At 62.7% G+C, this 14,727-nt stretch carries 7 protein-coding genes; all 7 read right to left on the bottom strand.

Annotation, left to right across the window (positions count from 1 at the left end):
- Positions 1-210 precede the first annotated feature (210 nt).
- The 7 genes from V5E97_RS28145 to V5E97_RS28115 all read right to left on the bottom strand — a co-directional run bounded on the left by V5E97_RS28145 (position 211) and on the right by V5E97_RS28115 (position 14,413).
- Positions 211-1,302 carry a TgpA N-terminal domain-containing protein gene (locus tag V5E97_RS28145; protein WP_406694884.1) on the bottom strand — a complete coding sequence of 364 codons (1,092 nt, stop codon included), beginning with the start codon at positions 1,300-1,302 and terminating at the stop codon, positions 211-213.
- 40 nt (positions 1,303-1,342) lie between these two features.
- Positions 1,343-1,537 (bottom strand): hypothetical protein, encoded by a 195-nt coding sequence (locus tag V5E97_RS28140; protein ID WP_406694883.1) that lies wholly within the window; start codon positions 1,535-1,537, stop codon positions 1,343-1,345.
- Positions 1,538-1,931: 394 nt separating this feature from the next.
- Entirely contained in the window at positions 1,932-2,282 is a 351-nt protein-coding gene (locus V5E97_RS28135; RefSeq protein ID WP_406694882.1) for a hypothetical protein, read from the bottom strand.
- 30 nt (positions 2,283-2,312) lie between these two features.
- On the bottom strand, positions 2,313-2,555 hold the full coding sequence (locus V5E97_RS28130) for a hypothetical protein (RefSeq protein WP_406694881.1): 243 nt from the start codon (positions 2,553-2,555) through the stop codon (positions 2,313-2,315).
- A gap of 584 nt (positions 2,556-3,139) precedes the next feature.
- Entirely contained in the window at positions 3,140-4,456 is a 1,317-nt protein-coding gene (locus V5E97_RS28125) for a c-type cytochrome (RefSeq protein WP_406694880.1), read from the bottom strand.
- A 961-nt stretch (positions 4,457-5,417) separates the two neighbouring features.
- Positions 5,418-13,202, bottom strand: a complete 7,785-nt coding sequence (locus V5E97_RS28120; RefSeq protein WP_406694879.1) for a beta strand repeat-containing protein — start codon at positions 13,200-13,202, stop codon at positions 5,418-5,420.
- A 62-nt stretch (positions 13,203-13,264) separates the two neighbouring features.
- Positions 13,265-14,413, bottom strand: a complete 1,149-nt coding sequence (locus V5E97_RS28115) for a TIGR03032 family protein (protein WP_406694878.1) — start codon at positions 14,411-14,413, stop codon at positions 13,265-13,267.
- Between the last annotated feature and the right edge of the window lie 314 nt (positions 14,414-14,727).

Here is a 14,727-nt window from a genome sequence, read left to right as displayed (position 1 = left end):
TCAATTACCCCGCACGCCTCGTCGTGGCCCGAGTCCTTAGACTATCGAAAAAGCGGCTTGGTTCCCGACGGCACACGGCTTGAGTCGACCGAACTACATGTCAACTTGACCGACGCAACGGCGACCATTGCCAAATCGAACAATCTGGACAGGATACGAAAACGGCGAGCCGTTCGTTTGAATGAAATCCAAATCCACGATTGCGGTGACTCATTTGGGCTTCGGCTTGAGGCCTGCACCACCGCCGTGAACCTCGGGGCGGTACTCATCCCGGGGAAAACCGCCGCTCTCATAGTGGTAGTAGACACGGTTGCGGTCGTGGTCAATTGCGTAATAGACCATCGAACGGTGATCGCCTTGAACCTGCTCGTACACCAGCCCGTTCTTGATTCCGCGAACATCCCAAGGAGTTCCGAGGATCCTCGGATTCAACGTGGCCGCTTTCGAATAAAAGTCCAACCCCTCCATCACCACGGCATAACGCGACGGCTCCCACGGCTTGAGGTCGTCCGGGCGCAGGCCGCCGAGATATTCGACGGCCTTCAGACAATCTTCGCGGCTGCCACATTGGAAAACCCAATAAGTGATCGAGCCATTGAAACTGCCACCGTCGTAAAGCCAGAAGTCCGTCGCCGACGCGGGGATTCCCCCTTGGTTCGGATCGAGCCGAACCGCGCTATGGGCCCATTGCAGAATCAACCTCTTGGCATCGTCCCCGGTGTGGATGTTCACGTTTGGGTCAAATTCGTCAAATTCTTTCAAAAGCGAATAGTCACCCCTGAATGCAGACACCATGAGAAGCCCCCCAAAAACGAGGGGGAGCCCCAGGACGAGAGCAACGATCGGTTTCCGACGATTGGCAACGGCCAGCGTGGAGAATCCTGGTTCCGCGGAATCCACCGTGATTGCGACCGAGCGAAGCCCTCTAAACGCCCCGTAGACCACCACCGCCATGCTGGCGACCCAGAGGTAGTAGCTTGGTATGAAGCCTCCCACACTTACCGCGCAGAGAGCCAGCAGGATGGCGAGTTCCCCTGCGACCGTGGCCAACCGCCACGCCCCCATGCCAAGCAAGAGGATGCCGACCCATGCGGCCGGGTTTGCAAGCCAGGAGAGTCCGAGGAGCCAACTCCCCCGTTCGACATGAGCGGAGCCGGAAAAGCACCTCGTCAGTGCTTCAAACGCGAACAAAAAGGCCATATAGCCCGGGGACACGATCAACGAGACGAGATAGATCCCCAATGCGACCAAGGCATAGCCACGTCCGTTCCACTCGCGATGACGCATGCTTTTCGAGAGCATAAATTCACACAGCCTTGAATTTCGGAACGCTCAAACAAAACTACATACAACAGCGAACCACTCTGCTATGGACGTAATTATGTAGCATTCGGCTCAAGAGTTCCTTCCCGAGCACATGAACCTGAGAGTATCCGGCGTCGCGCAGCATCGAAATCAGGTCGGCCTCGTACGGCCAGAATGAGAAGGCCGAGGCGCCGCTGATCGGGTCGAGCAGGCCTCCTTGGCGATACTCCATCCCCAGATACGGCGGCTTTCGGCAAGCTCGGCGTAGAGCGTCCCGAGAAAGAGTCGGGAAGTCTGCGAACGGCACCACCTGAGGGCTTTGGTCAGCTCGGGAATATGGTAGAGAAAGCCAAGATTGAAGACCAGGTCGAACAGGCCGGAGAAACTGGGGGGGGCAAGCCTTTATGTGGCGAAAAGCATCAACGACCTGCCATAGAGCGAGGAATCCCCCTCGTTCCCACGGTCCCCCATGGGAATGCCTTCCCCGACGCTCTGTGTCGTCTGGCCCTCGAAAGCCGAGGACGCGGAGCGTCCCAGACTTCATTCCCACGGAGGACCGTGGGAACGAGTCGCGAGAGGCTTCCTCGCCCTGGATCGGGTCGTTGAATCTGATCGCACCCGGCCGATCACGCCTCCCCGTTAGCCATTGCCTGCACCTTCTCCCAATCCAGCAACCTCGCCTGGACGGGCCACAATCTCACCTGTTTCTTCGCCACGCCATAATCCCTGAGGAGCGCACCGACGAGAAGACCGGTCATCGCATAAATTCCTGGCGCCATGTTTACCCACGAAAACCAGGCGATGCCGATGCTTATCGCGATGAAGAGGACCAGGTAGCCTCGCAACGACCAGCGGTAAAACAACCCAAGCGTATAACCATTCTCCCGGGCCTGGAGCAACATTTTGGCTAACTGCTGCTCAGGAGTGAACGCAGCCGTAGCAGTTTCAGGGACTTGATAGTGGTTCGGCTCGCTCATTTGTCGCCTCACAACATCAGCACATGGACGTCACGTTTCATCATGAAAAGGTACCGAAGGCGGTAATCTTCGCTCTGATTCTGCCCTGAACCATTCCACGAAGCCACCGGGCAGGCCCTCCGCCTGGGGGAGGAACGACAGCGTGCCGTCCGCGTCCGAGTAGAAGGCGAGCATCACGATCTCATCCGTTCCCCGGTCCCGAGCTTCGAGGTAAACGCCGTCGTTGTCCACGTCGCTGCCGAAAATGACCTCGTATTCCTCGCTCCAATCCACGGCACACCTCCTTGCCGGTGGTTTCCCTCGCACGGTTGGACGAGGGTACCGGGGAGGCAGGGGACAGGCAAAGGAAAACCGCCGCCCAGGTCAACGGCGGTCCGCCTGCTCAGGTGTGCGATGGGCCGTCCAGCTCAACGCTTTCAATCAACAAACACTTGCAACACAAAAAAAACAACAATCACAGCAACCGTAATTACGCAAGCTCCATCGAACCGTGTGCAAGTGTCGCGTTCTCGATGGTCGAGTGGGAGGTCACCGGCTCCGCCAGCAATCCGAAGGCAACGAGCTGAACCTGACCGCGAACCCGACGCCTCCCAACTCTGGCGAGGGTTCTCAACTCACTTGGCGGTGAACCGGTCCTCTGGGTGTGGTGTGATCACCGGAGGCTTGGAGTCTGCTTGACAGGCCGGCAAAAAGTCCGGCAGACTCAGCGGGGAGCACCATACTATCTACATGATCACCTGACCGGTGACTTCCGGCTGAAGTGAACAGCCAGAACCTGTCATGGCCCCCACGCTCGTTCTCGTTGCCCCGCGCAGACGAGGTGAGCATTCGCGGGGACCGGATGCAGGTCGATCGACTTACGGCTTCGAACGCCGGCCGAGGTGGCGGACGTAAGCGATCAATGGTGGGAAATCATCGGGAGCGATGAGGTTACCGAACGCGGGCATTTTCGTCCCTGGCTTGAATGCTTCGGGGTGACGGATCCAGGCCTCGATCTCGGCATCGGTCGCATACTTGTTGTCCGCCTGGCGCAAGTCGCCGATATTGACCCCTGTCTCACCGTGACACGACTGGCATCCGTAGCGGATGTAGAGCGTCTGTCCCTCGAGAGCGGCGGTTCGACCAGAACGGCCCTTGGCTGACGTGATCGCCTTCGACGCGACCGTGGTGCGCCGCGGTCGACGGAGCGGAGGGACCGTCTGCAAATAGGCATAAACGGCTCCTACTTCCGCTTCGGACAGCTCCTTGTAAAGCTGCATCGGCCCTCGGATCGGTGTGCCGTCAGGTCGAAGCCCCTCGCGAACGGCTCGGACAAAATCGGCCTCGCTCCAGCGGCCGATCCCAGTCTCACGGTCGGGGGTCAGGTTGGCCGAAATCACGATCGACCCGGCGGCGTCGTAAACTTCGTTCCCACCGCCGAGATACCCTTTCGAGCGCTCCGGTTGCAGTTCATCGAGCGTCATGAAGTCGGCCGAGTGGCAGCCAAAGCAACTCCCCTTGGCCTGGACCACATAGCGACCATATGCCACGCGGTCCGAGATCGCTGGCGCCACGATCGGGGCCGCGGGATACGCCATGGGCCGCCAAACATACCGGAGCAAGATTTTCCCAAGGATCGAGAGCGAACCCGTTTGCGGGCTCGCTGCGGTCGCCTCGACCGCGGGATCGTCGGACCGGAGATAGGCCAGGAGGTCGAAGAGATCCTCATCCGCCAGCCGGGGCAGGCGAGGCATCCAGGGGGGAGCCAGCCGCCCTTGGCGGTTGACGCCAGTCCGTAGGAAGGCGGCGAGCTCCCCGTCGCTCCAGGACCCGATCCCCGTCTTGACGTCCCGGGTGATGTTCGCGGTAAAGGCTGCCGGGCTCAATGCGGCGGGAATCTCCGCGAGCCGGCGACCGGTCAGTCGACCCGTCGCCGGGTCGGAGTGACAGAGCACACATTCCAAGGCCGACGCGAGCGCTTTCCCACGCGCCACACGCTCGGGGGACGACTCGACCCGGAGCTCCACGTTCCGGACCGGATACCGGGGTGGGACCGCCACCGCGAAGAATACTCCGCCTCCCACGACCACCAAGAGCAAACCGACCACGACCAGGGTCGCTCGCACGAATGTCCGGAACCGCCCCGACCGCATCGTCGGAGCCGTCGGCAACACCTTCGCTTCGTCCATGACCATCGACAAAACTCCAAGATTTCGAGGCAACCGGGAACGGCCGACGCCCGCAGGTGCCACTCATCATCGAGTCGGCCCGCTTTAGCACCGCCCCCTCGCCGCTCTTCGCACGGCTTCGCTCACATCACTTCAAATTCAGGCACCGAGAACCGGTCCTGAAAAAGAATGGCCCGCTCAAAGGGCGTCCCGATCGGTAACCCGAAGGCACCCGGGTCACAGGTCTATCGAAACTTGCGGCCCCTCACCGCCAACAAACTCCGCCGACCACGAACCGGAATAGGCCAATGCCCCCTGAACGGATCGTGACCCGGGATCAAGGGAATGCCAAGAAAAAGACTGCCATGCTGGTTTCGAGAGTGGGCCCCGAACGCGCGATGCCTCCGCCAGGCTGACACGCGGTCTCGAAGCCCCTGTTTCATCTCGACGTAAGGCCGCACGACGAACTCGGCCCTTGCTACCAGATGACTCGCCCTCGATTCATGGGTACGGGGACCGACAGAATCAGGGTGGGAGCCGACACCCGTTTTTATCTCGGTCCCAGGGAAACTCCGCCACGGCCTTTGGAACACCGCGCCATACGGAGTTACTGGTAGGCATAGGGTAGGTGGCCATGCACTCAAAACAGATAAGACAGGAAATTTGGACAGTCCGCCCAAACTCGCGACCGCACACTCATCTTTTCCGAATCTCTCAGACGCCCCAATTGAAGTGCCTGGCCAACCGGATGACCCCCAACCGGATGAACCCTCAATTTGCATCACCAGGCCGATCGACTTGAGGTTGCTCGTGCATCGAGCTCGCTTGGCGACTTCTCTGAGCCGACCCAGGGCCCGTTGTAGGCATTCAGGGCCGTCGCTCCAACCGACGGCCCTGATTCGCGAGGCTCGACTGCGGCCAGGGGCAAGCGAGTGCGTCGCGGTGATCGGGGGTCGCGACGCAATCGCTTGAGGATATCCCTGTGCAATTAGTTCAGGAAGTCTGTCGACTTCTTATTGGAGGTCGTCTTTGCATACTGATAGAAGAACCAGTTTCTCCCCTTGCCAGTCTGCAGCGAACTAGGATGGCTGGAATTGTATGTCACGCTGATCCTCTGCTTAACGGCCGTTGCGGCACTGCTGTTCCAGTCGCGGAGCACCTGGCGGAGCGAGTCGCCAGGGCTGGTCAGGACGGCCGATCCATCAATGAGAATATTGTTACCGTTGCCCAACTGGATGGTGTGCGATCCCAACCCGCCCACAACCAAGTTATTGCCGTTGCCGGCCCGGATTGTGTTGTTGCCGTTGCCGGCCACCACAACGTTCTCTCCGTTACCGAGACGGATCGTATTGTTACCGTGACCAGCCGTGACGGTATTATCACCGTCACCGGCCTGGATCGTGTCATTGCCGTTGCCCGACGTGATGGTATTATCACCGTCGCCGGTCTGGATCGTGTCGTTGCCGGCATCCGCCGTCACGGTGTTGTTGCCATCACCAAGGCGAATGGTGTTATTACCTGCGCCCGCCGCGATGGTATTGTTGCCGTCGCCAGCCTGAATGGTGTCGTTGCCTGCGCCCGCCGTCACGGTGTTGGTACCGTCACCGAGGCAGAACGAGTTGTTGCCGTTGCCAGCCGCGATCGTGTTGTTGCCGTCGCCAGCCTGGATCGTGTCGTTGCCAGCGTCCGCCGTCACGGTGTTGTTACCATCACCGAGGCGAACCGTATTATTGCCTGCTCCCGCCGCGATCGTGTTGTTGCCATCGCCGGCCTGAATCGTGTCACTCCCGGCACCCGCAATCACGCTGTTGTTGCCGTCGCCAAGGCAGACCGTGTTATTGCCATTGCTAGCCGTGATGGCATTGTCGCCGTCGCCGGCCTGGATCGTGTTGTTACCGTTACCAGCCGCGATCGTATTGTCGCCGTTGCCGGCCTGAATCGTATCGTTGCCAGCGTCGGCCGTCACGGTGTTGTTGCCATCACCGAGGCGGACCGTGTTATTGCCGTTGCCAGCCACGATCGTGTTATTACCGTCACCAGCCTGGATCGTGTCATTGCCGGCACCCGCCGTCACGGTGTTGTTGCCGTCGCCGAGGCGGACCGTGTTATTGCCTGCTCCCGCCGCGATGGTGTTTTTGCCATCGCCGGCCTGGATCGTGTCGTTACCATTGCCCGTCGTCACGGTGTTTTCGCCGTTGCCGAGGCGAACCGTGTTGTTGCCGTTACCCACAGCGATGGTATTCTTGCCATCGCCGGCCTGGATCGTGACGTTGCCATTGCCCGCCGTCACGGTGTTGTTGCCGTTGCCAAGCTGGAAAGTGACGTTGCCGTTGCCGACGAGGATCGTCGTCGCCAGGGCGAGGTTGGAGGCGAGGGTGAGTTTGTCATTCCCTTCGTATCCGTAGTAGACGATCGCGGTGAGAGCCTGCGTGAACGTCGTCTTAGTGCTGACACCGTTCAGCTTGGCGTTGACGATGAGGCCCTGACTCCCCTGCGGTGACGGGGCTGAGATGGTCACCTCATCCGAAGTGTTGGCCCCGACGATGTAGAGAGTGGTCCCACTGACAGAGACCCCGGCGCCCAGAATCGCCTGGTTCAGCGTGGCCGAGCTGGCCGTGTGGTTGCCATTGGAGCTGGCGTAGCTCGCGGTGATGGTGAGATTGCTGGCCGTCGAAAACACGGTCGTCAGGCTCGCCAGAACCTGATTTCCCACAACCACGAGCGGCACGGTGCCCACCACGGTTGATCCGTTCTTGAACGTCACGCTGCCGGTCGGCGTGCCGCCACCGGGCGGGACCGCCGCGACGATCGCCGTGAACGTCACGGACTGACCGGGAATTGTGGAACCGGCCGAGGACGAGAGAATCGTCGTCGTGCCCGCGGGGTTGACGGCAACTTGCTTGGCTCCATCGCCTGCCTGGAAGCCACCCACAGGTGTGTAGACGGCCCGGATCGATTGGGTCCCCACCGGCAAGTTCGCGGTGGTGAACGTGAAAGTGGCTGCGTTTCCGTTGCCGCTGAGGAGGGTTCCTACCCCGAGAGGGGTCGAGCCAACGAAGAACTGAACCGTCCCGGTGGGCACTCCATCCGAGGTAGACGTGTTCGTCACGGTCGCCGTGAAGGTCACCGACTGGCCGAAGGCGGACGTTGAAGCCGGGCTGGTCACCACGGTCGTGGTGGCCGCGACGACGGCCTGCGTTAGCTGTCCAGAACTTGGATGGAACGCCCCGTTTGTCGGGAGATAGGTGGCGACGATCGTGTGACCCGCGGTCGCCGTGCTCACGGTAAACGACAGCGCCGCCGAACGATCGCTCCCCAGCGGGACAGTCCCGAGCAACGTGCTGGTGGTCGCGTCGATGAACTGAACCGAGCCTTCGCCCGCGGGCGCGCCGGTCACCGTGGCCGTGTAGGTCACCGTCTGACCGATCACCGCCGACGGCGCCGAGGATGTGAGCTGGGTAACGGTCGTCCCGGCCAAGTGGGCCAACGTCCCGTCGCTGTTAAATTGAAGGTAGGTCGTTCCTCCCTCGTCGATCACCTTCCCGGTACCCGTCACGCGGATGAGGGGCTGGAGCCCGAATGTTCCCAGCACGTTCGACTCTCCCGGGGCTGGAGCGGCCAGAATCAGCGTGCCTCCGCTGACCTCGATCACCGGGCGGGTGCCGAGTGGGCTGCCGACAATCATGCTGTGTTTGAGGATCAGTGTGCCCCCCTTGACGACGATCAAGGGCGAGTCGGTCGCCGTGATGAAAAGTGTGTCGGACCAGGTCACCGTCCCCTGTTCGACAACCAGGCCGGGCGACCACGAGGGGAGGGGCACCCCCGACGGGATGTAACCCGCACCCACGTTGGCGCCGATGACGCTGCCGACCGCGACGGCAGCGACGATGATGGCGATGGTCGCGGCCAACTGCTGCGACTCACCCCCATAGGGATTGGAGACGTTGGTGGCCCAGGCTACCCTCGAGGACAGGAACATCGGTGGGGTGGGCACCGAGACGTTGATCCTGGCGTCCGCGCTGGTGGGGCGGATGACCTGGTCCGAGATGACCCCCGCGCTCACCACGAAGTTAACCGTGTTGGACTGCTGCCAAGTCGCCAGTGGGACGCCGTTGACGGCGTCCATCACGGCTTGGCCCTGAACGTGACTCGTCACTGAAAGCGAGACGTTCTGGAGCGTCGAGATCGCCTGGGCGAGATTGGTTGATGTGAGTGCGCTAACAACAACCGGATTCGCCGAAGTCGCAGGGCCTCCACTCCGGTTGTGCTGGTCGGTCACGGTCACGATCGGGGCGTACGAGCCAGCAACGTCATAGGCATGCGTGACCTGCAACGAGGCTGGTCCCGTAAAGCTCTGAACGTCAGTGCCGTCGCCGTTCCAGTCGACCGTGTAGGTGAATGTGACGTCCTGGTCGCCTGGCGTATTGTCGGTGGCAGTGAGTGTGTAGTTACCGAAGACATGGACAATTCCCGTGGCCGGTGCAGAAATCGTCACGGTCGGCGCGGCCCCTTGATACTCGAAGGCGCCAATGTCCGGGAGCGAGTCGAGAGCGATGTTGCGCTGGTCGGTTGTGTAACCGAGATTGACGCCCACGCCAATGGCCGGGCTGCCGGTGAGCAGGGCCATGGTCTGGGTCGGCCCGCCATTCCAGGCGAGCGAGCCGAGCTTCGGATCGCCCGTGATCGTGTCGGGCAACCCGTGGACACCGTCGCCGATGAGGTTATGGCTGCCGGTGATTGTGCCGACCAGGTCCCCCCCCAGAGTACTGAGGGCCACGATCGAATTGGTCAACGCCAGAAAGCCGTTGGAGTTGAGGATCCCACCGCCGGTGACGTACGCCAGGTTGTCTGCGATCGTGCTGTTGGCGATCGTTACCAAGCCGGCGGCGCTATCGTTGTAGAGGGCGCCGCCCCTGTTGGCCTTGTTCCCCGCCAGGGTGCTGCTGATCAGCGACAGCGTTCCGAAGTTGGCGATACCACCGCCATTGCCGCCGCCGTTGCCCGAGATGGTGCTTCGGGTCAGCCTCAGCGTGGCGCCGGCGGCGTTATAGATTGCGCCGCCGCTGGAGCTGGCCGAACTGTTGGTGATGGTGCTCTCGGTCAGCTCCAGCGTGCCGTTGTTGAGGACAGCCCCGCCGGTCGCTGCGCTACCACGGGTGAGGGTCAGGCCGGAGAGGACGACGTAAGTGCCGGAGGCGATCGTGAAGATACGGGAGCTGCCGGCCCACTGTTCGTCGATCGTCAGCAAACGGGCTCCAGGGCCAGTAATCGTCAGGTTCGCCACGATTGTCGGCAACGCGCCGCCGACCAGGGCGATCGTGCCGGTCAAGCCGGGCTCAAAGGTGATCGTGTTCCCCCCACTTGGGTCGGAGTTGGCGAAGGCGATCGCCTCACGGAGCGACGTGCCAGTCCCGAGCGTTGTGTCAATCCCGCCGTTGTCCTCATCAATGAGGGTGGTGATGACGAGGGTGTTCACGCCGCTCTCGAACGCACCGATGTCGACGTTGCCGCCCTTCGTGCGTGCACCGCCGCGCTGGTCGGTGGCAACCCCCACGGGAACACGGGTCCCGTCCCCCGCGTCAATGGCTGGGCTGCCGGCGAGCAGCGCCATCGTCTGGGTCGGCCCGCCATTCCAGGCGAGCGAGCCGAGCTTCGGATCGCCCGTGATCGTGTCGGGCAACCCGTGGATACCGTCGCCGATGAGGTTATGGCTGCCGGTGATTGTGCCGACCAGGTCCCCCCCCAAAGTACTGAGGGCCACGATCGAGTTGGTCAGCGTCAACGAGCCGGTGCTGGCGATCCCACCGCCGCTGAGGCTGGCCGAGTTACCCGCGATCGTGCTGCTGGCGATCGTCGCCGTGCCGTCGGCGTTGAAGAGGCCACCGCCAAAGGTGGCCGAGTTGCCCGAGACCGTGCAGTTCGTCAAGGCCATCACGCCATAACTAATGATGCCACCGCCGACGCCACTGGTGTTGCCCGAGATGGTGCTTCGGGTCAGCGTCAGCGTAGCGCCAGTCTTGTTGTAGATTCCACCCCCGGTGAGGCTGGCCGTACTATTAGAGATGGTGAGGTCGGCTAGCGTCAGCGTGCCCGCGTTGAAGATCGCTCCGCCAGACTCGGCGCGGCCGTTAGTTAACGTCAGCCCGGAGACGAAGACGACGGCCCCAGGGGCGACCGAGAGGATTCCGGAGCCGGCAACCCCTTGGCCGTCGATCGTGAGCACGCGGCTTCCGGGGCCAACGATCGTCACATCCCCCACGATCGTCGGCAGTGCGGCGCCGGCCAGGACGATGGTGCCCGTCAGACCGGGGGCAAAGATGATTGTGTCGTCGCCGACCGGGTCAATGTTGTTGACGTAGTCGATCGCAGAGCGCAAGGAGAGACCGGATCCGACGGTGTCTGCCAGCGTGGTGACAACGAGGGTCTGGCTGCCGCTCTCGAAGGCGCCGATGTCCAGCACGCCGTGTTTGATCCGCGGGACGCCCCGCTGGTCAATGACGACCCCCGTGGGGATGCGGGACCCGTCCCCCGCGTCGATGGCCGGGCTGCCGGGTAGCGGGGCCATGGTCTGGGTCGGGCCGCCGTTCCAGGTGAGAGGGCCGAGCTTCGGAGCGCCCGTGATCGTGCCGGGAATTCCCCCACTGCCATCGCCAATCAGGTTGTTACCGCCGGCGAACAGCCCATCGACGTCACCGCCCAATTGATTCGCGGCCACGATGGTGTTCCACAACGTCACTGCGGCGGAGACGGAGTTGAGGATGCCGGCTCCATCGGAGGCGGTGTTGCCCATAATCGTGCAATTGGCCAAAGTCAGCGTGGAACCGACGTTCGTGATCCCGCCGCCGCTGCCAAAGCTACTGGTGACCGTGTTGCCCACGATCGTGCAGTTGGTCAGGGTCGTCCCCACGCCGTAGTTTGAAAGTCCCGCTCCGCCAAAGGTGGCCGTGTTGCCCGAGATGGTACAGCCGGTCAGGGCCATCCGACCGCCATTGTAGTTATTGAGGCCACCACCTGTGGCGGCCGTGTTGCCCGAGACCGTGCAGTTCCTTAAGACCATCGCGCCATAGTTGGCAATGCCACCGCCGATGCTGGCGGAATTGCCCGAAACTGTGCACTCGTTCAAGGCCAACGTACCACTCGAGTCGTTGCGGATGCCACCGCCACCGAAATAGGTGTCGGTGGCGGTGTTACCTGCAATGGTGGTGCGAGTCAGGGTCAGATTGCCGCGATTGCTAACGCCACTGCCGCGGTTCGCGCGGCCATTGGCCACGGTCAACCCGGAAATAGCGACATTGGCCCCTGCCGCGATCGAGAGGATGCCCGAACTCGCGATTCCCTGACCATCAATGGTGAGCGAGCTGGCGCCAGGGCCGACGATCGTCATCGTTGCGGTCAGCACCGGCAGCGCGCCGCCGGCCAGGGCGATACTGCCCGTGAGGCCGGGTGCAAAGGTGATCGTGCCCCCGGCCGTCGGATCGGTATTGGCGAATGTGATCGCCTCGCGGAGCGACGTGCCAGCCCCGAGAGATGGGCTAGGCCCACCGTTGTCCTCGTCGACGAGCGTCGTGACCACGAGGGTGGTCGGGCCACGCTCGTAGGCGCCGATGTCCACGGTTCCGCCGTTGATCCGTGGAGCACCCCGCTGGTCGGTGACTCCCGGCGGGATCACCGAATTGGTCCCCGCGTTGACGCCCGGACTGGTGCCAAGCAAGGCCACGGTCTGGGTTGGCCCCCCATAATTCCCGGGCGGGGCGATTTGCGGCAGCACACCCACGAGGTTGCCATTCACCTGGTGCGTGAGCCCACCGGCGTTTGCGGCATCGTCGATCAGGTTGTGGCTGCCGGAGACCGTGCCCGAAATCGCCCCCCCCTGGCTGTAGGCCACGATCGAGTTATGCAGCGTCACGGGGGAGAAGTTGTTGTTATAGATGCCGCCGCCAACGGGCGCCGTGTTGCCCGTGATGGTGCAGTTGATCAGCAAACTGCCCACGGACGGTCCTGTTCCGTTGGTGTTGGCGATGCCGCCGCCATTGAACAGGGCCGAGTTGCCATAGACGGTGCAGTTGGTCATCGACAAGGCGTTGGAATTGAAGATACCGCCGCCGCGTGACGCCGTGGACGAGGTGCCCGTGTTGCCTGCGACGGTGCAGCGGGTCATCGTCAGCGTGCCGAAGCCGGAGTTGAAGATGCCACCACCACGGTCCGCGGTCGTGTTGCCGAACACGGTGCAGTCGGTCATCGTCATCGTGCCGCCGTTGGAGATACCTCCGCCTTCGGCCGTGGACGAGTTGCCCGAGATCGTGCAACCGATCAGGTCCAGCTTACCGCCGGCATTGAGGATACCCCCGCCGGATAGGGCAGTGGCCTTCCCCTTGGAGATCGTCAGGCCGGACAAGGTGGCTGCGGCGGGTCCGCGCACAAAGAAGACCTGTGAGCTCATGTTGCCGCTGACCGTCAGCCAGTCGGCTCCGGGGCCCTGCAGGGTCAAGTCGTCTCTAATTTCCAGGAAACCGGACGTTAGGGTGATCGTCTGAGGGCCGCTATTGAACAAGCCATCGTCGAACGCGATCCTGTCGAGGCCCGGGCTGGCGTTCGCCAGAACGATGGCATCGCGGAGCGAGCCGGTGCCGCTATCCTGCAGGTTGGTCACGGCGAACGACGCGAGCAGCGTACGGTCTTCCAGCACCATCAGGTCCGGCCGCAATCGGAGTCGGCGACGGGTGCGTGCTCGTGAATGTGCGATCCTCGGTGACTGTTGTATGCGGACGGGCATGGGTCGGACGACTCCGGATGGGGGTGGAAGGGCAGTTGCTTGATGTAACCTCAGAGATTGGCTCAGGCCGGGACCGACGGCTTGGCCCGCACCGATTCCGCGACGTCGGGCAACGATTGCGTCGGGATGACAAATGAGCTAGCTAGCAGGGTCTCGTCTTCGTTCATCAGCTCGGGAAAGCGACGTGGGAGGACAGCCACGGCGAAGATTTCCTGGACTGCGTCCTCGAACCGAAGCAGACCAACAACCTGCCCCGTGATGACGTCGATCACGGCGATTCCACAAATCCGCTCGTGCTCGGCCAGATGCTCAGTGATCGGAATGCCGCTGAAGACCGCACTCTCTCGCACCTGCGAGAGCCCCACGAAGGCGTAGTGGCCGGCGAAGTCGAGCCCGCGGGTGAACCCCGGCACCGACGCGACGGCCTCGTACTTCCCAGCGGCCGGGTCGACCACGCCGAGCGTCCCGGCGCCCGATTCGCAGGCCCAGAGATGCCCGCCGTGGAGCCGGGGCGAGTGCGGCATCGACAGCCCCGGCACGACGATCTCACCGGACGTGACGTCGATCAGGACCCCACCGCGGGCCTTGTTCGTCCGCCAGCCGGCCGGCGCGTCCGACCGGCCCAGGGCCGTGACGAACCGCGGGGCGCCCCCCTCCATCGCCAGGCCGTTCAAATGACAGCGGTCCGTCGGCTCCAGCTCCGAGACGAACGGCGGCCGCCAACGCGGGACGAAGCTGGCATCGGGATCGATCGTCGCCAGGCAGGAGAAGCGGGTGTTCACGAACCAGAGCTCGCCCCCCAGCCCGTAGGCCATCTCATGGATCGCGACATCACCGGTGACATGGCTGGAGCGGGGCAGGAAGCAAGCGTCGTGAGTACCCTCGGGTTCGACCTGGGCAGCGACCTCGGGCACGTCGCGGAACTCACAGACCTGGAGCTTCGTGCCAATAGCTAGACGGTCAGCCCATGGACTCACCGCCAGGCCCATTGGCATCGGGAAGTTTCGGAAGTGAGTGTTCAGCCGCCCGTCCTGCTCACGGACAACGACGAGCTTGCCCGCCTGATAGGTCGTGACCAGGAGCGAGACTCCGAGCGTTCGGAGCAGTTCGGGGAAGCCGTCGGTGTGACCGGCCCGCAGAGGCTCAAGGACCGCGGGCGCAGGCTGGCCGAGGCCCGACACAGCGCCGGAACTGCTGGGTGAGGACGTCATGGTTCTGTCTCAAGGGGCTTCATCGCCCGTCGACGCGGAGGGGTGGTCGCCACCGGTTCCCGGGGTCGTCGGGTCTCACACGACAGTGCGCAAACGACGGCCGGTCCCCCTCATGGGTCCGGCAAATTTTCAGGATCGGGCAACGAGGTTGTGCCTGAACCTGGCGGTAGGTTCGTCAGTCTGCAGAAAAATGGCCGGCCCCCCATGGGAGTCGGCCACAAATGTCGAATGACCTCGTCAAGAACGGCCGATTTCGCTGCCAAACTCGCCTTCGCAACGAGTGGCCAGCCTTCCGGAGTTTCGCGCGAGCCGGT

The sequence above is a fragment of the Singulisphaera photorubra genome (assembly GCF_045290345.1).
Taxonomy (GTDB): Bacteria; Planctomycetota; Planctomycetia; order Isosphaerales; family Isosphaeraceae; genus Singulisphaera.
Note: the sequence above shows the minus strand (reverse complement) of the source record. Positions and strands in the feature narration are given on the sequence as shown.

Coding starts and splice junctions, on each gene's coding strand:
- V5E97_RS28145 (WP_406694884.1), bottom strand. CDS start 1,302: ATGCTCTCGAAAAGCATGCGTCATCGCGAGTGGAACGGACGTGGCTAT.
- V5E97_RS28140 (WP_406694883.1), bottom strand. CDS start 1,537: ATGGAGTATCGCCAAGGAGGCCTGCTCGACCCGATCAGCGGCGCCTCG.
- V5E97_RS28135 (WP_406694882.1), bottom strand. CDS start 2,282: ATGAGCGAGCCGAACCACTATCAAGTCCCTGAAACTGCTACGGCTGCG.
- V5E97_RS28125 (WP_406694880.1), bottom strand. CDS start 4,456: ATGGTCATGGACGAAGCGAAGGTGTTGCCGACGGCTCCGACGATGCGG.
- V5E97_RS28120 (WP_406694879.1), bottom strand. CDS start 13,202: ATGCCCGTCCGCATACAACAGTCACCGAGGATCGCACATTCACGAGCA.
- V5E97_RS28115 (WP_406694878.1), bottom strand. CDS start 14,413: ATGACGTCCTCACCCAGCAGTTCCGGCGCTGTGTCGGGCCTCGGCCAG.